At 72.4% G+C, this 21,959-nt stretch carries 18 protein-coding genes and 1 pseudogene; 8 read left to right on the forward strand and 11 right to left on the reverse strand.

Annotation, left to right across the window (positions count from 1 at the left end):
- The first annotated feature begins 163 nt into the window (after window positions 1-163).
- Entirely contained in the window at window positions 164-2,608 is a 2,445-nt protein-coding gene (gene lon / locus ACFV6E_RS14255) for an endopeptidase La (protein WP_385165711.1), read from the forward strand.
- A gap of 117 nt (window positions 2,609-2,725) precedes the next feature.
- On the opposite strand, the gene ACFV6E_RS14260 is transcribed toward lon, so the two are convergent.
- Window positions 2,726-3,565 (reverse strand): lysozyme, encoded by an 840-nt coding sequence (locus ACFV6E_RS14260; RefSeq protein WP_385461666.1) that lies wholly within the window; start codon window positions 3,563-3,565, stop codon window positions 2,726-2,728.
- A gap of 252 nt (window positions 3,566-3,817) precedes the next feature.
- Here ACFV6E_RS14260 and ACFV6E_RS14265 point away from each other — a divergent pair, with 252 nt between their 5' ends.
- Window positions 3,818-4,312 (forward strand): MarR family winged helix-turn-helix transcriptional regulator, encoded by a 495-nt coding sequence (locus tag ACFV6E_RS14265; RefSeq protein WP_385165714.1) that lies wholly within the window; start codon window positions 3,818-3,820, stop codon window positions 4,310-4,312.
- A gap of 26 nt (window positions 4,313-4,338) precedes the next feature.
- On the opposite strand, the gene ACFV6E_RS14270 is transcribed toward ACFV6E_RS14265, so the two are convergent.
- A complete protein-coding gene (locus ACFV6E_RS14270; protein ID WP_385461669.1) occupies window positions 4,339-5,127 on the reverse strand; it encodes a protein phosphatase 2C domain-containing protein in 789 nt (262 codons plus the stop codon).
- A gap of 377 nt (window positions 5,128-5,504) precedes the next feature.
- Here ACFV6E_RS14270 and ACFV6E_RS14275 point away from each other — a divergent pair, with 377 nt between their 5' ends.
- From ACFV6E_RS14275 to ACFV6E_RS14295, 5 genes are all read left to right on the forward strand, one after another.
- A complete protein-coding gene (locus tag ACFV6E_RS14275) occupies window positions 5,505-8,984 on the forward strand; it encodes a nitrate- and nitrite sensing domain-containing protein (protein WP_385461672.1) in 3,480 nt (1,159 codons plus the stop codon).
- A complete protein-coding gene (locus tag ACFV6E_RS14280) occupies window positions 8,981-9,478 on the forward strand; it encodes a roadblock/LC7 domain-containing protein (RefSeq protein ID WP_385165720.1) in 498 nt (165 codons plus the stop codon). Before ACFV6E_RS14275 ends, ACFV6E_RS14280 begins: the two co-directional genes overlap by 4 nt.
- Window positions 9,475-9,903 carry a DUF742 domain-containing protein gene (locus tag ACFV6E_RS14285; protein ID WP_385165722.1) on the forward strand — a complete coding sequence of 143 codons (429 nt, stop codon included), beginning with the start codon at window positions 9,475-9,477 and terminating at the stop codon, window positions 9,901-9,903. The genes ACFV6E_RS14280 and ACFV6E_RS14285 overlap by 4 nt, the downstream gene beginning before the upstream one ends.
- A gap of 70 nt (window positions 9,904-9,973) precedes the next feature.
- On the forward strand, window positions 9,974-10,597 hold the full coding sequence (locus ACFV6E_RS14290) for an ATP/GTP-binding protein (protein WP_385461833.1): 624 nt from the start codon (window positions 9,974-9,976) through the stop codon (window positions 10,595-10,597).
- A gap of 72 nt (window positions 10,598-10,669) precedes the next feature.
- Entirely contained in the window at window positions 10,670-11,968 is a 1,299-nt protein-coding gene (locus tag ACFV6E_RS14295; RefSeq protein WP_385461675.1) for a styrene monooxygenase/indole monooxygenase family protein, read from the forward strand.
- Here the strand turns inward: ACFV6E_RS14295 and ACFV6E_RS14300 are convergent.
- The 4 genes and pseudogenes from ACFV6E_RS14300 to ACFV6E_RS14315 form a co-directional block, all read right to left on the reverse strand.
- Window positions 11,878-13,167: a C40 family peptidase gene (locus tag ACFV6E_RS14300; protein WP_385461836.1), complete on the reverse strand. Its 1,290-nt coding sequence runs from the start codon at window positions 13,165-13,167 to the stop codon at window positions 11,878-11,880. The genes ACFV6E_RS14295 and ACFV6E_RS14300 overlap by 91 nt on opposite strands.
- Window positions 13,168-13,412: 245 nt before the next feature.
- Window positions 13,413-13,703, reverse strand: a pseudogene (locus tag ACFV6E_RS14305) (hypothetical protein); the annotation flags it as partial.
- 50 nt (window positions 13,704-13,753) lie between these two features.
- Window positions 13,754-14,479: a TetR/AcrR family transcriptional regulator gene (locus ACFV6E_RS14310; protein ID WP_385165726.1), complete on the reverse strand. Its 726-nt coding sequence runs from the start codon at window positions 14,477-14,479 to the stop codon at window positions 13,754-13,756.
- Window positions 14,480-14,555: 76 nt separating this feature from the next.
- Window positions 14,556-15,485: a diiron oxygenase gene (locus ACFV6E_RS14315; protein ID WP_385165727.1), complete on the reverse strand. Its 930-nt coding sequence runs from the start codon at window positions 15,483-15,485 to the stop codon at window positions 14,556-14,558.
- Between the two features lie 137 nt (window positions 15,486-15,622).
- Between ACFV6E_RS14315 and ACFV6E_RS14320 the strand changes: the two genes are divergently transcribed.
- On the forward strand, window positions 15,623-16,729 hold the full coding sequence (locus ACFV6E_RS14320) for a ferritin-like domain-containing protein (RefSeq protein WP_385461678.1): 1,107 nt from the start codon (window positions 15,623-15,625) through the stop codon (window positions 16,727-16,729).
- Between the two features lie 122 nt (window positions 16,730-16,851).
- Here ACFV6E_RS14320 and ACFV6E_RS14325 read toward each other — a convergent pair whose 3' ends face one another.
- From ACFV6E_RS14325 to ACFV6E_RS14345, 5 genes are all read right to left on the reverse strand, one after another.
- Window positions 16,852-17,385, reverse strand: a complete 534-nt coding sequence (locus tag ACFV6E_RS14325) for a DUF3291 domain-containing protein (RefSeq protein WP_385461681.1) — start codon at window positions 17,383-17,385, stop codon at window positions 16,852-16,854.
- A gap of 166 nt (window positions 17,386-17,551) precedes the next feature.
- Window positions 17,552-19,021 (reverse strand): penicillin-binding transpeptidase domain-containing protein, encoded by a 1,470-nt coding sequence (locus ACFV6E_RS14330; protein ID WP_385461684.1) that lies wholly within the window; start codon window positions 19,019-19,021, stop codon window positions 17,552-17,554.
- Between the two features lie 139 nt (window positions 19,022-19,160).
- Window positions 19,161-20,546, reverse strand: coding sequence for an FtsW/RodA/SpoVE family cell cycle protein (locus tag ACFV6E_RS14335; RefSeq protein WP_385461687.1), 1,386 nt, complete (start codon window positions 20,544-20,546; stop codon window positions 19,161-19,163).
- A gap of 119 nt (window positions 20,547-20,665) precedes the next feature.
- Window positions 20,666-21,139 (reverse strand): SH3 domain-containing protein, encoded by a 474-nt coding sequence (locus ACFV6E_RS14340; RefSeq protein WP_385165735.1) that lies wholly within the window; start codon window positions 21,137-21,139, stop codon window positions 20,666-20,668.
- Window positions 21,140-21,343: 204 nt separating this feature from the next.
- On the reverse strand, window positions 21,344-21,850 hold the full coding sequence (locus tag ACFV6E_RS14345; RefSeq protein WP_385461690.1) for a protein phosphatase: 507 nt from the start codon (window positions 21,848-21,850) through the stop codon (window positions 21,344-21,346).
- Between the last annotated feature and the right edge of the window lie 109 nt (window positions 21,851-21,959).

Consider the following 21,959-nt stretch of genomic DNA (forward strand, 5'->3'; position numbering starts at 1 on the left):
CCTGTGCGAGATCACATGCAGGATCAATCTGACCTTTGCAAGGTCAAGGGCTACAGGACAGCAGCACCCCGTGATCGCTCACGGCGAACACCGCTTCGGGAACACTGAGTGGCTCAGGTGCATTGAGTCTGCATAGCTCAACTTGACTGCCGAAGGGGAGATCATGGCTGCTGAGTCTGGACAGTTCACGGAAGCCACGCCGTTCGCTCTGCCCGTGCTGCCGCTCGATGACGAGGTCGTGCTGCCCGGGATGGTGGTGCCGCTGGATCTGAACGACGCGGATGTGCGTGCGGCCGTCGAAGGGGCGCAGGCCGCCGCTCGGGCCGATGCCGGTAAGCCGAGGGTGCTGCTGGTGCCCCGGATCGACGGGGCGTACGCCGGTACGGGTGTGCTCGGTACCGTCGAGCAGGTCGGGCGGCTGGCCGACGGGGACCCGGGGGCGCTGATCCGCGGGCGCGGGCGCGTGAGGATCGGCGCGGGGACCACCGGGCCGGGCGCCGCGCTGTGGGTGGAGGGGACCAGGGTCGTCGAGACCGTGCCGGACCCCCTGCCCGGGCAGGTCGCCGACCTGGTGAAGGAGTACAAGGCGCTGGCCACCAGCTGGCTGCGCAAGCGCGGGGCCTGGCAGGTCGTGGACCGCGTACAGGCCATCGAGGACGTGTCCGCCCTCGCCGACAATTCCGGTTACTCGCCCTTCCTCACCACCGAGCAGAAGGTGGCGCTGCTGGAGACCGCCGACCCGGTGGCCCGGCTGAAGCTCGCCACCGAGCAACTGCGGGAGCACCTCGCCGAGCAGGACGTCGCCGAGTCCATCGCCAAGGACGTGCAGGAGGGCGTGGACAAGCAGCAGCGGGAGTTCCTGCTGCGGCGTCAGCTCGAAGCCGTCCGCAAGGAACTGCGCGAGCTGAACGGGGAGAAGGACGGGGAGGAGTCCGACGACTACCGGGCGCGCGTGGAAGCCGCCGACCTTCCCGAGAACGTCCGCGAGGCCGCGCTCAAGGAGGTCGAGAAGCTGGAGCGGGCCAGTGACCAGTCCCCCGAGGGGTCCTGGATCCGTACCTGGCTCGACACAGTGCTGGAGCTTCCGTGGAACGAGCGGACCGAGGACGCCTATGACATCCGGGGTGCTCAGGCCGTGCTCGACGCCGAGCACGCGGGGCTCGAGGATGTGAAGGAGCGCATCACCGAGTACCTCGCGGTGCGCAAGCGGCGGTCCGACCGCGGGCTCGGTGTGGTCGGCGGGCGGCGCGGCGGTGCCGTGCTCGCGCTGGTCGGACCGCCCGGAGTCGGCAAGACCTCGCTCGGCGAGTCGGTCGCGCACGCCATGGGGCGCAAGTTCGTCCGGGTCGCCCTCGGCGGTGTGCGGGACGAGGCCGAGATCCGCGGCCACCGGCGTACGTACGTCGGCGCGCTGCCCGGCCGGATCGTCCGCGCCATCAAGGAGGCCGGGTCCATGAACCCGGTCGTGCTGCTCGACGAGATCGACAAGGTGGGGTCCGATTTCCGGGGGGATCCCGCGGCCGCGCTGCTGGAAGTGCTCGACCCGGCGCAGAACCACACCTTCCGGGATCACTACCTGGAGGTCGAGCTCGATCTTTCGGATGTCGTCTTCCTGGCCACCGCCAATGTGCTCGAAGCCATTCCGGAGGCTCTGCTCGACCGTATGGAGCTGGTCCGGCTCGACGGGTACACCGAGGACGAGAAGGTCGTCATCGCCCGTGACCACCTGCTTCCGCGCCAGCTCGAAAGGGCCGGGCTGGGGGACGGTGAGCTGACGATCGACGAAGGCGCGCTCCGCAGGCTCGCGGGGGAGTACACGCGGGAAGCGGGGGTGCGCAATCTGGAGCGGGCCGTCGCGCGGCTGCTGCGCAAGGTCGCCGCCCAGCACGAACTGGGCGAGCGGGAGCTGCCGTTCACGGTGACCGACGCCGATCTGCGCGCGCTCATCGGGCGGCCGCACCACGTGCCCGAGTCCGCCCAGGACCCGGCCGAGCGGCGGACCGCGGTGCCGGGTGTCGCGACCGGACTCGCGGTCACGGGTGCGGGCGGCGACGTGCTCTTCGTGGAGGCGTCGCTGGCCGATCCCGAGACGGGCGCGGCAGGGCTGACGCTCACCGGCCAGCTCGGCGATGTGATGAAGGAGTCCGCGCAGATCGCGCTGAGCTTCCTGCGCAGCCACGGTGCGGAGCTGGAGCTGCCCGTCGGTGATCTGAAGGACCGGGGCGTGCACATCCACTTCCCGGCCGGCGCGGTCCCCAAGGACGGGCCCAGCGCGGGCGTCACCATGACGACGGCACTGGCCTCGCTGCTCAGCGGGCGGCTGGTCCGTACGGACGTGGCGATGACCGGTGAGGTCTCGCTGACCGGGCGGGTGCTGCCGATCGGCGGGGTGAAGCAGAAGCTGCTCGCCGCGCACCGGGCGGGGGTCACCACGGTCGTCATCCCCAAGCGCAACGAGCCCGACCTGGACGACGTCCCGGCCGAGGTCCTGGACAAGCTCGACGTGCACGCCGTCACCGACGTCCGCCAGGTCCTGGAGCTGGCGCTCGCCCCGGCGACGAACGTCACGGGTGCGGACGAGGGCGCGGAGGCCGTCGCCGCGGCGTGACCGGCGGTCGTGCGACGCGGAAGGCCCGGACCTCTCCCAAGGTCCGGGCCTTCGCGGTGGGGCCGCCGCCGGCGGGGTCCGGGCCGGCGGCGGCGCAGGTGCGGGTCGGTGTCCGCGTCAGCCGTTGGCCAGCGCGACGACCCGGTCGAGGGCCCCGTTGAACACGTCGTGGTCGCCGACCGTCGGGCCGGACGACGTGTACTGCCACATCGTGTAGAAGTCCCAGCCCGCGGGCAGCGTGCCCACGGAGCTGGCGTAGCGGGCTATCCACAGCGGGTTGCTCGTGGCGAAGCCGCTGTAGTTGCCGGTGCATTCGGTCCACCACGTGGTCGCCGTGTAGATCACGGCGTCCCGGCCGGTGCGCGCCTTGTACTGGGTCAGGAAGCTGCTGATCCAGCTCACCATCGCGCTCTGCGTCTTGCCGTAGCAGCTCGCCCCGTACGGGTTCCACTCGATGTCCAGGACACCCGGCAGCGTCTTGCCGTCCTTCGACCAGCCGCCGCCGTTGTCGACGAAGTAGTTGGCCTGCGTCGCACCGCTCGTGGTGTCGGGCGTGGCGAAGTGGTACGCGCCGCGGATCATGCCCACGTTGTAGGAGCCGTTGTACTGCTGGGCGAAGTAGGGGTTCGTGTAGTACGTCCCCTCGGTCGCCTTGCTGTAGGCCCACTTGACCCCGCTGCTCCACAGGGTCGACCAGGCGACATTGCCCTGGTGGCTGCTGACGTCGACGCCTTCCGTCTGGGTGGCCTGGCTGGTGATGGGCGTGCCGTCCTGGCCGTCGTGCGCGAGGACGCCCATGCCGAGGCGGGCGGAGCCGCGGGCGGGCGTGTCGGCCGCCGCGGCCGGTACGGCGAAGGCGGCGAGGAACACGGCGAACGCGGCGAGCAGGGTCGCGGCCGTGGGGAGCCGTCCGGTGGAGCGTCGTGGGCCGGCGGTTCCGGATCTGTGCACGGACATGCGTGCCTCCGAAGGATCGGCGGGTCGGTGGGGGGAGAACCTGTGGCAGGGCACGCCGGAGCGCCGACGACCGGGCATGGCGTGGGCATGCCAGTAGCCGCCCGCTGAAGAAGCTACGCACGTAGACCACCGGCTGGGAAGGGGGGTTGGAGGCTGCCGTTGGTCTACTCCTGCGAAATACTGGCGGAGCTGCGGCAACGGCCTCACATGGCGGAAACTTTCAGGATCGGGAAATCGGGCAGGGGTGCTGACGTGCACGAGGACGGAAACGACGGCGCACATCGTGTCGAATCCGAAGCGTCGGAAAGTGGTGTGGACCAGGAGTATCTGGCCCTCGAACGCGAATTGACCGTGTTCCTGCGCCGCGCCCGGGCCAACTCCGGGGAGATGGCGCGCGAGGTCCATCCCGACCTCGAATCGTCCGCGTACGGGCTGCTCGTACGCCTCGACGAGTGCGGCAGGCAGCGGGCCACCGATCTCGCCGCGTACATCGGCGTCGGCAAGGCCACCATGTCCCGGCAGCTCCGCGCCCTGGAGACGCTGGGGCTCGTCGCCCGCGAGCCCGACCCGGCCGACGGGCGGGCCTGGCTGGTCCATCTGACAGACGAGGGCCGGCACCGCTTCCGCACGGTGCGGGCGGCACGGCGCGCCCGCTACGTGCGCCAGCTCGCCGGGTGGAATCCGCGCGAAGTAGCCGAACTGGCCCGGCTGCTGCACCAGTTGAACCGCGGGGTGGAGAACGGCTGACCCCCCGGGCCGCCCGGGTCAGTGCCTCACAGCTCCGCGTACGCCACCGTCGCGTCGTCGTGGGCCTTGCCGCGCCGCGGTTGCGTACGGTCCCGGGCGTCCGCGGACTCCAGTGCCCGTACCCGGTCGATCAGACACTCGGCGCCCTCCTTGCGCACCACGGTGAACAGCTCCGCCCAGCCGCCCCGGTGGAACCTCTCCGTCCAGCGGGTCGCCCCGTCCGTGAGCGCGGCCAGGGCGCGGACATCCGCGCGGGGCAGCGTGCCCGTCACCGCGCGCCCGGCCACCGCCGGATCCGCCGCGGCGGTGAAGAAACCGCCCTCCTTGTTGCGCACGGTCGCGTCCGCGACGGCGTCCGAGACCAGCGACCGCCGGGGTATCCGGGACAGGCGGTCGTCCAGCACCGGGGTCACCTCGCCGGCGGGCGACTCGATCAGCAGGGCCGAGTCGCAGAGCACCAGGTACTCCACCGCGTCGGCGGACCAGCGGGCGAGGGCCACGGTTGCCTGCGGTGTGCGCGGGTGAGAAAGGTCACAGGTGGCGGCGTGTGCCTCGGCTGTACGCGCGATGGCCCGCGCCAGCACCTCGGTCAGCGTCAGATCTGGTTGTGAAACGGACAGTTCGGTCAGTGCTCCGCCCAGCCGCGCGGTGAACCACGGGACCGGATGCAGACAGCCGGTGCGCGCCGCCGGAGGTGTCACGCCGTCGAGCACGACGAGGGCGCCGCCCTGTCCTGAGGCCGGAAGTCCGACGGAGGCGAAGTCCTCGTTGGGGCGGGAGGGGTCGCCGGGCCGGGTGGCGAGTTCGGTGCGCATCCGGCCAGTCTGCACGAGCCCTTCACATTGTCCGCGAAAGGCTGGCATCGGTTGCCGAAAGGGTGCGGCCCCGCGGCTCGGACGCCGGGTTTGGGGCGGATTGAACGGCTCCGGTGAACCGTGGCGGCGAATAGTGCCAAAGCCCGCCGCCGACGTCCAACCGGCCCGCTACGCACGGCCACGGCAAGCGCCGAAGGAACTTGCCCGCCAACTCCCCGGCGATGTTCACTCCTTCGGGTGGCGGCTCGGACGATGCGGGAACACTGCCCACCCGCACTGGGAGGGTCGGGAGCCGTACCGGGCGATCGCCTCAAACGCCTCATTTGACGGAACCTCACCCGGGCCCATGGGTACACGAGTCAGGAATGCGAGCACCGGTGCAGAAAACGCGGCCTCGGCGCACAGGCAAGAAGACGACCGCCAAGGAGGGCGCGAGCGCCAAGGGGGGTGCGAGCGTTGAGGAGGGCGCGGGCGGCAAGCCCCCTGCGGTCCCCGCGGGGCGTGGCCGTCCGGCCCATGTGCGCAACCGGCTCTTCGTCGCCGTGGCCGTCGTCGCGGCCGCCATCGCCGGAGCCGGCGCCCCGACCGTCCTGGCCGCGTCCACGCAGCTCAACGACTCACAGAACCTGGTCACGCTCTCCGCGCAGACCCAGCAGGCGCTGACCCTCGCCCACTCGCTGGCCGACGAACGCGACGAGGTCACCTCCTACATCGCCGCCGGCCGGACCAAGTCCGAGGCGCCCTCCGAGCAGCGCAGCGCCCGCGTGGACCGGCAGGTCGAGGAGTTGCGCGCGGACGAGGACATCCCCGCCTCCCTGCGGGACGACCTCGACGCCGTCGCGGCCCTGCGCCGGGCCGCGCTCACCGGCAAGAGCACCGCCCTCGAAGCGCACCAGGCGTACTCCGACGCCATCACGGAACTGCACGCCCTCGCCGCCCGGCTGGCCGAGCAGCTGCCGCCCCGCGCGGGCTCCGGCGCGTACGCGCTCGCCGACCTCGACACCGCGGTGCAGCAGGCCGCCGCCGCCCGCGGGCTGCTGCTCGCCGCGTTCAGCGTGCCGCGCTCGACCCGGACCGGCATCGACCCGGTCACCGGCCTGCCGACCACGAGCAGCGGCTCCTCGTCCGCCGACACCGAGCAGCGCGACGCGCTCAGCGCCGCCGCCCAGCAGGCGTCGGTCCGCTCCGAGGCGGCCCTCGCCGACTTCCGCGACACCGCGCCGAAGGCCGCGCGCGCCTCGTACGACTCCACCGTCAACGGGCCCGACGTGACGGCGGCGGAGAAATACCTCGCCACCCTCACCGACCAGCCGACGCTCTCCGACTCCGACCTGGAGACCAGCGCGAAGAAGGTCGAGGCGGCCCTCACCGCCCGGGTGGAGCTGATGCGCGGCGCCGAGGCGTCGCTGAACGACCGGCGCACCAAGAGCCTCGAACAGCTCCGGGACGACGACGTCACCGCGCTGGAGATCCGGGTCGCCGCGCTCGGCGTGCTGCTGCTGGTCGCCGTCGGCATCGCCACCGCCATGGCCCGCACCCTGACCCGCCCGCTGGCCGTCCTGCGGATCGGCTCGGCTCGCGTCGCCGGTGACCCGGCCGCGGAGGAGCCGGTCAAGTTCACCGGCCGCAACGACGAGTTCGCCCAGGTAGTCCGCTCCGTGAACGCGCTGCACGCGCACGCCGCCGCACTCCAGGAGCGGCTGACCACCCTGGAGTCCGACCGCAAGCACCTCATCGGACAGCGGCAGACCATGGCCGAGGAGCGGGACCGGCTGCGCACCGAACTCGACGCGGCCGGCGCCCACCTGGAGCAGGTGCGGCACAGCATCCACGGCACCTTCGTCAGCCTCGCGCTGCGCACCCTCGGCCTCGTCGAGCGGCAGCTCGCCGTCATCGAGCAGATGGAGGACCGCGAGCAGGACCCGGACCGCCTTTCCACCCTCTTCAAGCTCGACCACTTCGCCACGGTCATGCGCAGGCACAGCGAGAACCTGCTGGTCCTCGCCGGTTCCGAGCAGGTGCAGCACCACGCGGGCCCGGTCCCGCTCGTCGACGTCGTACGCGCCGCGGTCAGCGAGATCGAGCGGTACGAGCGGGTACGGATCGACTCGCTGCCGCCGCACGCGCACATCGCCGGGTTCGCCGCCGACGATCTGAGCCACCTGGTCGCCGAACTGCTGGAGAACGCCACCTCGTTCTCGCCGCCGGACACACCCGTCGAGGTCTCCGGCTGGCTGCTGGAGAGCGGCGAGGTGATGCTCTCCGTCCAGGACGAGGGCATCGGCATGGACACGGAGCGCCTCGAACAGCTCAACGCGCGGCTCACCGACTTCGACCCCGAGGACGCCTACGACGAGGAGAGCGGCGAGGGGCTCGGGCTCGGCCTGTACGTGGTCGCCCGGCTCGCCCACCGGCACGGCGTACGGGTGCAGCTCCGCGACCAGAAGCAGGGCGGGGTGGCCGCCGTCGCCGTACTGCCCCGCAGCCTCCTGGCCGCCGGGCCCGGCGTCACCGGCCCCGCCGCCGCCCACGTCGTCGGCGGTGCCCCCGCGCTGACCCTGCCCGGGGTGGACGCGGAGGCCAACTCGAACGTCCTGCACGGCCGCACGACGGTGGCTTCGGCGGACGACGAGGACGAGGACGCGGTTGCACCGCAGGGCAAGCAGCGGGACGAGCACGAGGGTGCCGTCGCCGACTCGGCCGAGGACCCGCTGATCGCCGCCGCGGAACAGGCGGTACGTGAGCACGGCGCCGCCGGCGAGGAAACCGGGACCGGACGGCCGACGCAGGCCGAGCGCGCCGAGCGTGACGACCGACTGACGTCGGCCGAGCCGGGCGAGCCGGACGTACAGGAAAGGGAGGGCGAGACCGTCGCCGAGGCCCCGGCGACGAACGAAGCTCCGACGGACGAAGCTCCGGCTGGTGGAGCCAGCGCCGACGCCCCGGCGGCGGACGCCCCGGCGGCGGACGAACCTGCGGCTGACGACCCGGTGGCCGGCGGACCCGAAGCCGACGCCCCGACGGCCGACCGAGCTCAGGTGGCCGACGCCCTGATGGCGGACGGGACCGCGACCGACGCTCCGGCGGCGGACGAATCGGCGGCGGGCGAAGCTACGGCTGGTGGAGCCACCACCGACGCCCCGGCCGCCGACGCCCCGGCGGTGGACGAGTCCGCGGTCGGCGCTGCGGCGGCTGGCGCCCCGGTGGCGAACGAAGCCGCGGCCGACACCCCGGCGGCGACCGGATCCGCCGCCGCGGAACCCGCCGCCGAACCCGCAGTCGACGCCCCGTCCGCCGACGCGTCCGCCGACACCCCCGCCGAAGACCCGACGCCCGACGCCGCCACCGACGCCGTACCCCCGGCGGACGGCGAGGTGGACGGCGAAGCCGGAAACGGCGCCCCGTCCCCCGAGACCACCATGGAACTGCTGCTGCCGGAGCCCCCGGCGGTCGGTGCCACGGAGGTCGTACCCGAACACGCAACCTCCCCCGAGGCCGCCCCTCACCCCCCCACGGGTGCCGGCCTCCCCGCCCAGACCGCCGCCGACCCCTACGCCATCGGCCCCGACACCCACGAACGCGCCGAGGAGGAACCGCAGCAGGTCACCGCCAAGGGCCTGCCCAAGCGGACCCCGAAGATCTCGGCACCGGACGAGGCCCCCAGGCCGCGCACCGGCGGCGTGGACGCGGAGGCGCTGCGCCGCAGGCTCGGCGGATTCCACCGCGGTGCCGAGGAAGGCCGCCGCGAGGTCGAGGCGGAAATCGCCGGGCAGACGTCACGGACGGCGGCGGACGCCCCGTCCACGGCGGCTGACGGTCCAGTCACGGGGGGCACAGTCGAGGAGGCAAGCAGTTGACCGCGTCCAGTACGTACGGGCTGAGCAGGGAGGCCCGGAACCTGCACTGGCTGCTGACGAACCTCGTGGAGGAGGTCCCCGGCCTCCAGTCGGTCGCGGTGGTCTCCTCCGACGGCCTGCTGCTGCTCTCCTCCGACCCCGGCAGGAACGCCGCGGCGCGCGAGGCGACGGGCACGCGCGGCCCCAAGGGTTCGCCCGCCGACCTCGCCACGGTCGTCTCCGGCATCGGCAGCCTCACGGTCGGCGCCGCCGGGCTGATGGACGGCGGACGGGTCAAGCAGACGATGGTCGCCATGGACGAGGGCAGCCTCTTCGTGATGGCGATCAGCGACGGCTCGCTGCTCGGCGTGCACGGCTCCGCCGACTGCGACATGAGCGTGGTGGCGTACCACATGGCGCTCTTCGTCGGCCGGGCCGGCCACGTGCTCACCCCGGAGCTCCGCAGCGAGCTGCGAAAATCCCTGGAGGCCGAGTCGGCGGAAGGTACCCGATGAGTACCGGCAGGCTCCCGGTCCGCGGCGGTGACCGCAAACCCGCCCGCGTCCGCCCGTACTCGCTCACCGGCGGCCGTACCCGCTTCGGGCACGTGCTGCTCGTCGAGACGTTCGTCGCGGCGCTCGAAGGTCCGGAGGAGCGCCAGGAGCTGACCGGGGGCACCTCCGGGACCGCCGGCCTCGGGGCGGGACCGCTCGCCGCCCGGCTCATGCCGGAGATGCGGGCCATCGTCGAGGTGTGCCGCCGGATGCGCACGGTGGCCGAGATCGCCGCGCTGCTGAGGATGCCGCTCGGCGTGGTCCGCGTACTGCTGAGTGATCTCGCGGACCAGGGAAAGATCCGTGTGTACGGAACCGGTCACGGCCCGGGACAGCCGGACCGCGCTCTGCTGGAAAGGGTGCTGAGTGGACTCCGTCGCCTCTGACTCCGTTGCCTCCGACCTCGTCGCCGACGGCCCGGTGGTCTCCGACTCCCTCGTCTCCGACGCCGACTCCCTGAACTCCGCGGCCCTCGCCGTCGCCTTCGGCGAAACCGACGAGGAGCTGAAGCCCTGGCAGACGGACCGCACCCGCGCCCCGGTCGCCACGAAGATCGTCGTGGCGGGCGGCTTCGGCGTCGGCAAGACCACGCTGGTCAACGCGGTCTCCGAGATCCCGCCCCTCCAGACGGAGGCGCTGATGACGCGGGCCGGCGAGGACATCGACGATCTGAGCGCGACGCCGGACAAGACGACCACCACGGTCGCCATGGACTACGGCCGCATCACCCTCGCCGACGACCTCGTGCTCTACCTCTTCGGCACGCCGGGCCAGGAGCGGTTCTGGTTCATGTGGGACGACCTGGTGCGCGGGGCGATCGGCGCGGTGGTCCTCGCCGACACCCGCAGGCTGGCGGACTGCTTCCCCGCCCTCGACTACTTCGAGAGCAGCGGACTGCCGTACGTCGTCGCCGTGAACCACTTCGACGGCAGCGAGCCGTTCGAGCCGGAGGACGTGCGGGAGGCGCTGTCGGTGCCGCCGGAGATACCCGTGATGATCATGGACGCGCGGCGCCGGATACCGGTCCTGGAGACGCTGCTCGCCCTGGTCGGCCACGCCCTCTCCATCAGCTCCGAATGACGGCCGGGCACCGGCCGGGCCGCTGAACCCGGCGCCCGGCCGTACCCGCATCTGCACAGTTAAGGACCCCGTATGCGGAAGATACTCGTCGTCGGAGCCGGGCAGTCCGGTCTCCAGCTCGCACTCGGCCTCCAGTCGCGCGGGTACGAGATCACCCTGATGTCCAACCGGACGGCGGACGAGATCAGGTCCGGGCGGGTCATGTCCACCCAGTGCATGTTCCACACCGCGCTCCAGCACGAGCGCGACCTCGGGCTCAACTTCTGGGAGTCCCAGGCCCCGAAGGCCGAGGGCGTGGGCATCTCCGTCGCGGGCCCCGGCCCCCAGCGCGTCGTCGACTGGGTGGGCCGGCTCGACGGCTACGCGCAGTCCGTCGACCAGCGCGTGAAGATGGCCGGCTGGATGGAGACGTTCGCGCAGCGCGGCGGCCAGCTGGTCATCCACGGCGCGGCCGTCTCCGACCTCGACTACTTCGCCCGCGCCTACGACCTCGTGCTCGTCGCCGCGGGCAAGGGCGAACTGGTGTCGATGTTCGGCCGCGACACCGCCCGTTCGCCCTTCACCGAGCCGCAGCGCGTGCTCGCGGTGGCCTACGTGCACGGTCTCGGCCCGCGCCCCGAGCACCCCGGCTTTGAGGCGGTCCGCTGCAACCTGGTCCCCGGCGTCGGCGAACTCCTCGTCTCGCCCACCTTCACCCTCTCGGGCCGCGCCGACATCCTCTTCTGGGAGGGCCTGCCCGGCGGCCCGCTGGACGTCTTCCAGGGCGTCACCGACCCGGCCGAGCACCTCTCCCTGACGCTGGAGCTGATGGAGAAGCACACGCCCTGGGAGTACGCGCGTGCCACCAGGGTCGAGCTCACCGACGCGAACGGCACGCTGTCGGGCCGGTACACCCCGACCGTCCGCAACCCCGTCGGCCGGCTGCCCGGCGGCGGTCTCGCCCTCGGCGTCGCGGACGTCGTCGTCGCGAACGACCCGATCACCGGGCAGGGCGCCAACTCGGCGGCCAAGTGCGCCGCCTCCTACCTCGACGCCATCGTGGAACACGGTGACGGGCCGTTCGACGAGGAGTGGATGCGGGCCACCTTCGACCGCTACTGGGACACCGCCCGGCACGCCACCAAGTGGACCAACGCGATGCTCGGCGTCCCGCCGGAGCACGTCCTGCACCTGATCGGCGCGGCCGACAGCCTCCAGCCCGTCGCCGACCGGTTCGCCAACGGCTTCGACGACCCCGCCGACTTCGAGCACTTCTTCTACGAGCCCGAGAAGGCCCGCTCCTACCTCTCCTCGGCGGCGGAGGCCGCCGCGCCGGTCTCTTCGGACGAGGCCGCCGTCCCCTCGGCGGCGGGTACGGACTCGTACGCGTAACCGTCGTCGGAGCCGTCCGCCGCGTCCGGCGGGAGGACCGGCGGCGTGTAGTGCCGCAGGGGTTCCCCGCCGGCGTCGGGCCGGACCGCCCCGAGCACCGGGTTCGCCGCGATCGGGGACACCTTGATCCGAGCGCCGGGCCGCGGTGCCTGCACGACCAGGCCCTCGCCCAGATAGAGCGCGACGTGCGTCGCCTCCGGGAAGTAGATCACCAGGTCACCGGGGCGCAGCTCGTCCAGCGGCACCCGCGGCAGCCGCGCCCACTGCTCCTGGCTGGTGCGCGGGATCGGCCGCCCCGCCTTCCCCCACGCCGTCGAGGTCAGCCCCGAGCAGTCGTACGACCGCGGGCCCTCCGCACCCCACTCGTAGGGCTTGCCGAGCTGCCGCACGGCGTACCGCACCGCCCTGCCGCCCTCCCCGGTGGGCGTGCGCCGCGCGTCCGGGCTGCCGAGCGCGCCCGAGGCCACGAGGCTCCGCTGGGCCCTGGTGACCCCGGCCCGTTCGAGGCCGGCCATCCGCGTCAGCTCGTCCTCGCTGAGCGAGGCGAGCAGCTCCTCGACCTCCGAGAGCCGTTCCCGTACGGCGTCCCGCTCGTCCCGCTGCCGCACGGCGAGGGCGAACCGGTCGGCCAGCGCCTTGCGGGCGGCCCGCGCCAGGGCCTCGGTCCGCAGCTCGTTCCCGGTCAGCCGGTCGACGGTCTCGGCCCGCTGCCGCGCCACCTGCCCGATCACATGGGCCTGGTCCAGCGCGTGCTGCGGATCCCGCGCGAGCAGCAGCCGTACGTACGGGGAGATCCCGGTGCTGTTCTGGTACTGCTGCCGGGCCAGGCGGCCCGCGGCGCCGCGGCTGTCGTGCAGGGAGTGCCGCGCCGCGGCCAGCCGCCGTGCCAGCCGGACGGCCTCGGCGCGCTTCTCCTTGAACCGTTCCTCGGCGGTGTTGTACGCCTCGGTGGCCTGCTCGGCCTGCCGGTACAGCTTCTGAAGGTCCGTCAGCAGCGTGGCGACGGAACGGCCGTCGGGAGCGGAGGGCTCCGAATCCTCCTCGGGGCCCGGGGAGCCGGTGCCGGGTCCGGCGGCCTCCGTGGCCGACACGGGGGAGCCGGTGTCGTCGTACTGGGGGGCGGCCAGCGCGGGCGCGGGGACCAGGGCCCCGGCCGTCACCGCCGCCGTGCAGACCAGACGGAGAAGCCTTGCCGACAGACGTCCTGACACACCATCACCTCCGGGCGTGAGACGGACCTTCCGTCCCGCACCGTGAGGATCAGACGACCGCGCGCGGTCCGCGCGCGGAAGGTGGGCGGTTCGGCCCAAGCACGTCACCCGTCGGCGTCGTCCGGCCTGCCGGTCGGCGTGGCGTCGTGCTCCGTTCCTTCCGGGGTGCCGGACTCCGTGCCCTTCGGGGCGCCCGGCTCCGTGCCTTTCGGGGTGCCGGGCTCCGTACCGCCCGGGGTGCCGGGCTCCGTACCGCTCGGGGTGCCGGGCCGGGACCACGGCCGGCGCGGGCCGCTTCCCCTGCCGCCGTCGGGGTCGTACGCGTACTTCCAGCCCCGGGGCAGTCCGAGCCGGCTCTGCCCGGCCTGGACCCGGCGGTAGACGAGCACGGTCGGCGGGCCGCCGGCGGCGTCCGGGACGGGGACCCGGTAGACCTTCGGGGGGTGTCCGGTCATGCCGAGCAGGACGGGCAGCACCCGGCCGTCCAGGGGGCCGCCCTCGAAGGGGGTGTCTTGGCTCTTCACCCCACCAGTGTCACAGCAGGCGGGCCGGGGGCATGGCAGGTGTGCCGGGGTCAGAGCAGGTGGGCCGCGTCGCCGACCACGGGGAGCACGCCGCGGACTAGCATGCCGACGGGTCCGTCCGCGGGCTCCATGGCCAGCGCGGCCTGTACCACCGCGGCGGTCTGCGGGTCCCGGCCCGCGGTCGCCACCAGTACCGCTATGAACTGCCCCACGAGCCAGTCCCGCACCTCGTCCAGCGGCGGTTCCTTGTCCTCGTCGAGCCAGATCAGCGAGGCGGCCTCGACCGAGGTGATCCACATCCGGACGGTCATCCGCAGCCGGGGCCCCGGCTCGGCCACGTCGAGATGGCTGAGGATGTGCTCGGCGGCGGCCCGCCGCACCCCGTCCACGGTGGCCGTGGTCCGCGAGGTCTCGACCACGCTGCCGCCGTGCAGCAGGGCACTGAACCCGGCGTCGTGCTGGTCGACGAAGGCCAGGTACCGGTCGAGGGCCCGCGACAGCCGCCGGGTCAGCGGGCCCTCCGCCGGTTCCGCGAAGCACTGCCGCAGCTCCTCGGCCGCCGACCGCAGCGCGGCCTCGTAGAGCTGCTGCTTGCCGCCGGGGAAGTAGCGGTAGACCAGGGGCCTGGACACCCCCGCCGCCTCGGCGACGTCGTCGAGCGACACCTCCTCCGGCGCCCGGTGGGCGAAGAGGGACAGCGCCGCCTCCAGGAGCTGGCTGCGCCGCTCTTCGACGCTGAGCCGGCGGTACGCGGGGGTGGGAGCCTGCGAGGTCATGTTTTGCAGCGTAACCGTGTTCTCCCGGCCGAATGGCGCCGCTGCCGGGTTACCCAAGGTCACGTGGACACGCGCTTCAGGCGAGCAGCCCCGAGGACTTCCACAGCCGCCGTCCGGCGCCGCGCAGCACCCCTATCTCGTCGAGGAAGTCCGTCAGCCGCCGGGCGCCGCTCTGCATGACCTCCCGGCGGTGGCCGCTCGCCTGGACCTGGGCGACCGCCTCGCGCCGGTCGAGTCCGACGTTCGTGTAGACCTCCGGGTTGATGAAGGCGAGCGAGAAGACGCGGGCGAACTCTCCCGAGGTGAGCCGGGTGAACCCCTGGGACCAGCGCGGCGCCGACACCATCTGGCGGCGCAGCTCCTCGCGCGCGTAGCGGACGTGGCGGGCCTCCTCCACGACGTGGATCCGGGTGACGCCCCGGACCAGGGTCTGCACCCGCTCGTCGGGGAAGGTCAGCCGCTGCATCCAGTCGAGCACCTCCTCGCCGAGCAGCGTGGCGGTGAAGGAGCCGGGCGTGGTGGAGACGGTCTTGAACAGCCGGCCCAGGTTCTGGTGGACCCGGCTGACCGGGTAGTACGGGGTGTCACCCTTGCTGATCAGCCGGGCGAACATCTTGGAGTGGCGGCACTCGTCCTCTATCTCGGTCAGCGCGTACCGCACATGGGCGCTGGTCGCCTTCTTGTCGTAGATGTGGCGGACCAGGAGCTGCATCAGGATGATCTCGAACCAGATGCCCAGCGAGGCGAGCGCGGCGGCCTCGTGCTGCGACAGCGCGATGCGCTGCTCCTCGCTCATCCGCCGCCACATCGGGGTGCCGTAGAGCGAGACCAGCTCGGGCGGCCAGAACCATTTGCCCGGCTCGAAGGGGGCGTCCCAGTCCAGTTCCCGGTCCGGGTCGAAGGAGTGCTTGGCGGAGGAGTCGAGCAGCCGCTCGGCCACCTGCTCCCGGTCCTTGAGCAGGCCCAGGGCGTCGCGCAGCACCTCGGCCTCCGTCACGGTCGTCATCGCTGTTCCGTCCCCACAGTCCGCGCAGCCCGGAGTTACCGGCGGTCACGTCTTATGAGACTGCTCGTCAGCAAGAGCGTCAATCCCTTGCGCGTGACTTGTTGACGGCTGGTCTACCCCGTGTGAGCCTGCGAGGTATGCCGACGTATGAGCTGTACGCCAAGGACGCGGGAGATCCCCTCTGGGCGGTGCCGGCCGGCGGCGCGGCGCGCTTCAGCTGGGAATACGACGACGGAAGAGACCGCCTGCTGGCCCTGTACCAGAAGGGCAAGGACAAGCAGTGGGACGGCTCGCGGCGGATCGACTGGGACCTCGAGGTCGATCCGTACGACGCCCTCGGCACGCCTGACGAGGCCATGAACCTCTACGGCACGCCGTACTGGGACAAGATGACCGACCGGGACAAGGGCGAGCTGCGCAAGCACTACGCCTCCTGGCAGTTCAGCCAGTTCCTGCACGGGGAACAGGGCGCCATGGTCTGCGCGGCCCGGATCGTGGAGTCCGTCCCCGACCTGGACGCCAAGTTCTACTCGGCGACCCAGACCATGGACGAGGCCCGGCACGCGGAGATCTACGGCCGCTTCCTGCACGACAAGATCGGGATGCTCTACCCGATCAACGACAACCTCCAGTCGCTGCTGGGCGACACCCTCCGCGACTCCCGCTGGGACATGCCCTACCTGGGCATGCAGGTGCTCATCGAGGGACTCGCCCTGGCCGCCTTCGGCATGATCCGCGACACCACCGACAAGCCCCTGCCGAAGCAGATCCTGGCGTACGTCATGCAGGACGAGGCCCGCCACGTCGCCTTCGGCCGGATGGCCCTGCGCGACTACTACAAGCAGCTCACCGACGCCGAACTGCGCGAACGCGAGGAGTTCGTCATCGAGGGCTGCTACCTGATGCGCGACCGGCTGCGCGGCGTCGAGGTCCTGGAGAACTTCGGCATCCCCGCGGCGGAGGCGGACGAGCTGAGCGAACGCTCCGAGTACCTCCACCTCTTCCGCAAACTGCTCTTCAGCCGCATCGTGCCCTGCGTCAAGGACATCGGCCTGTGGGGCAAACGCCTCCAGCAGGCGTACGTCGACATGGGCGTCCTGGAGATGGGCGACTCCAGCCTCGACCTGCTGATGGCCCAGGACGAGGAGATCGCGGAGCGACTGGACGCCGAACGCTTCGCGGCGGAGGAGAAGGCGCGGGTGGCGGAGGTGACGGACGCGATCGAGGAAGGGGGCGCCGCGTAGCGCCCCGATCGAGGAGGGGGCGCCGTGTAGCGCCCCGATCGAGGAGGGGGGGCGCCGCGTAGCGCCCCCGGTACGTCGGCCTCGTGCGCTTACCGCACCCCTGGTACGTCGACCTCCTGCGCTTACCGCGCCGGCCCGGCGGCCTCCGCCGGGACCGGCGTCGCCGACGGCTCCGCGGCCCCCGCCGGGTGCACCGTCCGCAAGGTGAACGCGTACCCGGTCGGGCCGTGGGCGCGCAGGTGCGCGAGCCGGGCCTCGGCCTCCGCGACCGTGGGCCGGTGCCCGGCGGGGACCCACCACAGCGCGGTGACCGCCTCCTGGAGCCGCTCGAACCACTCCCGCCTGCGGGCCAGCAGCTCCCGGTGGAGCCCCTGGTACATGAAGGCGGTCAGCGCGTCGGCGTCGCGCCAGGTGGTCAGATTGATGATCAACCAGCGGTCGCCGAACACGGGGATGTCCGTCGCGTCGCCCGAGTCGTCCTGCAACCGCCAGACGAACCCGTCCGCGGCGTCCGCGACCGCGTTCACGGGTTCGAGCGCGTCGACGAAGTCCTTCAACTGCGGTGAGTCCAGCGGGGCCTTGAGGCGGGCGATGTTGACCTGGGCGAGGTCGTACGCGGCACCGCGGGCGGGGTCGTGCGCTGTCGGCTGTGTCATGTACCGAACGTTAGGTCGGTGGGGTGGCTGGATTCCATACCCGTCTCACGGACCGGGAAGCGCCAGGTGGAAGACCTGGACCGGCTGACCGGCGACCGGCTGACCGAGTGGTCGGCTGACCGGCGTCCGGCGTCCGGCGTCCGGCGTCCGGCGGACTGGCGGACATTCAGGACCGGTCCGCCGATCTGAGCACCGCCTTCATCACCGCCTTGGCGATCGGAGCCGCGTCGCCGCCGCCGCTGATGTCGCCGCGCACCGCCGAGGCGTCCTCCACGACCACCGCGACCGCCACCGCAGGCTGCATCGCGTCGTCCGCCTGCGCCCAGGAGACGAACCAGGCGTACGGGGTGCCGGAGTTGCCGATGCCGTGCTGGGCGGTGCCGGTCTTGCCGCCGACCGTGGCGCCCGGGATCGCCGCGTTCCCGCCGGTGCCCTTGGCCACCACGTCCGTCATGAGCTCCCGCACCTTCGCGGCGGTCCCGGGCCGCATCGCCTGGCGCAGCGTACGGGCGCCCTTCGTGCGCACCGTCGCACCGGTCCGGGTGGTCGTCCGCTCCACCAGATAGGGCGACTTGACGGAGCCGCCGCCCGCCACGGCACCCGCGGCCATCGCCATCTGGAGCGGCGTGGCACGGGTGTCGAACTGCCCGATCGAGGACAGCGCGAGCTGCGCCCGGTCCAGGCGGGCGTCGAAGTTGCTCGGCGCGACGGCGAACGGGATCCGCAGCCCCCGGTCGTTGAAGCCGATCCGCGCCGCCGAGCCCGTCATGCCGCGCAGCCCGACGTCCCCCCCGAGCTTGGCGAAGACCGTGTTGCAGGACCACTGGAAGGCGTACCGCAGGGAGGCGTTCGCGCAGCCCTTCACTTCGTTGCCCAGCCGGGTCGTGGTGCCGGGCAGGGTGTACGGGTCGGGGGAGTCCGTCGGCGCGTCCAGGTCCTTCACCACGCCCGCGTCGAGCGCCGCCGCGGCCGTCACCACCTTGAACGTCGAACCGGGCGGATAGGTCTGGCCGATCGCCCGGTTGAGCATCGGCTTCGCGTCGTCCGCGTTCAGCCGCGCCCACTCCCGCGCCACCGCGGGACCCGTACCGGACAGCGTCCCCGGGTCGTACGACGGGGCGGAGACCAGCGCCAGGATGCGGCCCGTCGCCGGTTCGACGGCCGCGACCGCGCCCCGCCGTGCGCCGAGCCCCTCGTAGGCGGCCCGTTGCGCGCCCGCGTCGATGGTGGTGACCACCTGGCCGCCGGGGTTGCGGGCCCGGGTGACGTCGTTCCACAGGGGGAGCGGGGCGAGCAGCGGGTCGGCGCCCGACAGGACGCCGTCCTCCGTCCGCTCCAGGAGCGAGGTGCCGTACCGCTGCGAGGCGAAGCCGGTGACCGGCGCGTACAGCGGCCCGTCGCGGTAGGTCCGCTCGTAGCGGAGCAGCTCGCGGGTGTCCCGGGAGCCGGTGACCGCCTGCCCGCCGACGAGGATGTCCCCGCGGGGCTGGCCGTAACGGGCGATCGTGGGGCGCCGGTTGGCGGGGTTGCCGTCGTAGGAGGAGGCGTGGAACACCTGCACGCGGAAGGCGTTGAGCACCAGGGCGACCAGCAGCACGGCGCACAGCGTGATCGCCCTGCGGATGTACCGGGTCATGGGGGCCGCGCTCCCGTCGTACCGGGTCATGGGGCCGCCGTACGGTCGTGGGGCGTCTTGCGGAGTGTCACGGGATGGCCGGTCCTTCGTGCTGCTGTGAGTGTCACGGGATCGCCGGTCCTTCGTGCTGCTGTGAGTGTCACGGGATCGCCGGTCCTTCGTGCTGCTGTGCGCGGGCCGAGTCGCTGATCCGGATGAGCAGGGCCACGATGATCCAGTTGGTGACCACGGACGAGCCGCCCTGGGCGAGGAACGGCATCGCCATGCCGGTGAGCGGGATCAGCCCGGTCACCCCGCCCGCGATCACGAAGACCTGGAGGGCCACGATCGAGGCCAGCCCGATCGCCAGCAGCCGTCCGAAGGGGTCGCGGACGCCGAGCCCGGCCCGGTACCCGCGCTCCACCAGCAGGGCGTAGAGCAGGAAGATCGCGCAGAGCCCGGCCAGGCCCAGCTCCTCGCCCGCGGTCGCCAGGATGAAGTCGGACTTCGTCGCGAACCCGATCAGCGTCGAGTGACCGCGCCCGAGGCCGGTGCCGAGCATGCCGCCCGCGGCGAACGCGAAGAGCGACTGCGCGAGCTGGCCCGCGCCCTCGCCCGCCTCGATGGAGGCGAAGGGGTCGAGCCAGTCCTCGACCCTGCTGTGCACATGCGGTTCGAGCCGGCCCACGGCCATCGCGCCGACGAGGGCGAGCAGCAGGCCCACCGCGATCCAGCCGGTGCGGCCGGTGGCGACGTACAGCAGGACGACGAACAGGCCGAAGAAGAGCAGCGAGGTGCCGAGGTCCCGCTCCAGGACGAGCACCCCGACGCTCAGCAGCCAGATCGCGACGATCGGCCCGAGCACCCGCCCGGCGGGCAGCTGGAGCCGGCGGAACCGCCAGATCTGCCGCCCGGAGTACGCGAGCGCGTGCCGGTTCACGGCCAGGTACCCGGCGAAGAAGATCCCGAGCAGCACCTTGGCGAACTCGCCCGGCTGGAAGGAGAGTCCGGCGACCCTGATCCAGATCCGGGCGCCGTTCACCGACGGGAAGAAGATCGGCAGGGTGAGCAGGGCGAGGGCCGCGACGACACAGACGTACGCGTAGCGCTGGAGCACCCGGTGGTCGCGCAGCAGGACGACGGCCACCGCGAAGAGCGCCACGCCCAGCGTCGACCAGACGAGCTGCGCGGGCGCCGCCCGGTCGGCGGGCGTTTCCAGGTCGAGCCGGTAGATCAGCACCAGGCCCAGACCGTTGAGCAGCACGGCGATGGGCAGCAGCAGCGGATCGGCGTACGGGGCGCGCAGGCGCACCGCGCAGTGCGCGAGGAGCGCGAGTACGCCGAGCCCGGCGCCGTAACCGGCGGCGCCGGGCGGGACGGTGCCGTGCTTCGCAAGCCCGACGGCGCAGTAGCCGAAGACCGACAGCAGGACGGCCACCACGATGAGGGTGAACTCGACGCCGCGGCGGCGGGGCAGGCGCACGGCGGTCGCGGACGGGTCCGCCGCCACCGTGGTTCCGGCCTTCGCCGTTCCGGCCCTGATCATGTCCGGAACGTAGCAAGCTCGGGGCGTGATGTCCCGTTATGTGCGGACAATCGGGCCATGGGGGTGGAGCCGGAGCGGGCGGCGGCGAGGCGCGGGCGACTCGGGACCGGCACAGGCTCTCAGCACCAGCGCGGGGCCGGGCCGACGTTGTCGATGTACTCGGCCGCGCCCCAGGCCCAGGTGCCGTCCGTCAGGAGGTACCAGAGGTTGTTGTGGCCGACCTTCTCGCCCTGCGTCTTGCAGAAGATGTGCACGATCGCGCCGTGCGGCTCGACGCGGACGACCGCACTGCCGCGGGTCGGCGCGTCACGCAGCGTCAGACCGCCGCGGGCGTTGATCCGGCCCGTGTAGAGGCGGTCGTGACCGCCTTGGTTCTCGTAACCGCCTTGGTTCTCGTGACCGCCTTGGCTTTCGTGACCGCCTTGGTTCTCGTAGCCGCCTTGGTTCTCGTGACTCCAGTCCTGGCCGTGTCCTGAGCCGGAGTCGGTCTCCCAGCCCTCGTCGGCGAGGACGGGGGAGGCGGCGGCGAGCGCGACGAGGGCGCCGCCGGCGGTGGCTATGCCGAGACGGGTGAGTGCGGACCGCAGGTCCATGGTGCTCCTCCTGAACGGTGCAGAGCGCTGGGGGCGCGAGGCGCGAAGCGCTGAACGGCGCAAAGCGCTGAACGGCGCAAAGCGCTGAGGGCCGCGAGACGCGAAGCTCGCTGCGCTGACTTATCGCCACACTAGGAGCGGTACGAGTGATCCGCCCGCCACGCTGAGCCATCAGGGAGAACACCCGAGGAAGCGTTTACTCGCTCACTCGGTGAGCTCCTCCAGCAGTCGGGCCGTCGGGAGCCCCGCCCGCAGGTACTCCACGAACAGTTCGTTGTGCAGCGCCCACGGCGATCTGCGGGTACGGATGAGCCGGATCACGTCGTCGGGGGCGCGTCCGGAGCGGACGAGGGCGTGCGCCACGACGAGCCCCGAGCGGTTGTAGCCGTGGTAGCAGCGGACCAGTACCCGGCGCCCCTCCGCGAGCGCGTCACCGGCGGCCTGCGCGAGCCGCATCACGCCCGCGAGCTGCGTACCGTCCAGGGGTCCGTCCGGGATCGGCCACACATGGTGCTCGACCCCCGGGTCCGGACCGTGCCCGGGTAATCGGAGCAGGGTCAGGACCAGGTCGAACTCGTCGTGCACGACAGCGAACTCATGCCGCCCCGAACTGCTGCGGAACTCGTGCCCGCCCATCCACAGACCGGGCACTATCTCGCTCCACGGGCTGTCCGGAGCCGGGACGTCGGAGTGTCTCCCACGGGTCCGCAACGGCGCCTCCCCCTACGGCCTGCGCAACCTTGAGCCCTGCCCAACTCCCCCCAAAGGTAACCGCCTTCTTGCCCTGGGGCACCCCGCCTGTTCCCATGGTCATGGGGTG

This window comes from Streptomyces sp. NPDC059785 (assembly GCF_042732375.1).
In the GTDB taxonomy this organism is placed as follows: domain Bacteria; phylum Actinomycetota; class Actinomycetes; order Streptomycetales; family Streptomycetaceae; genus Streptomyces.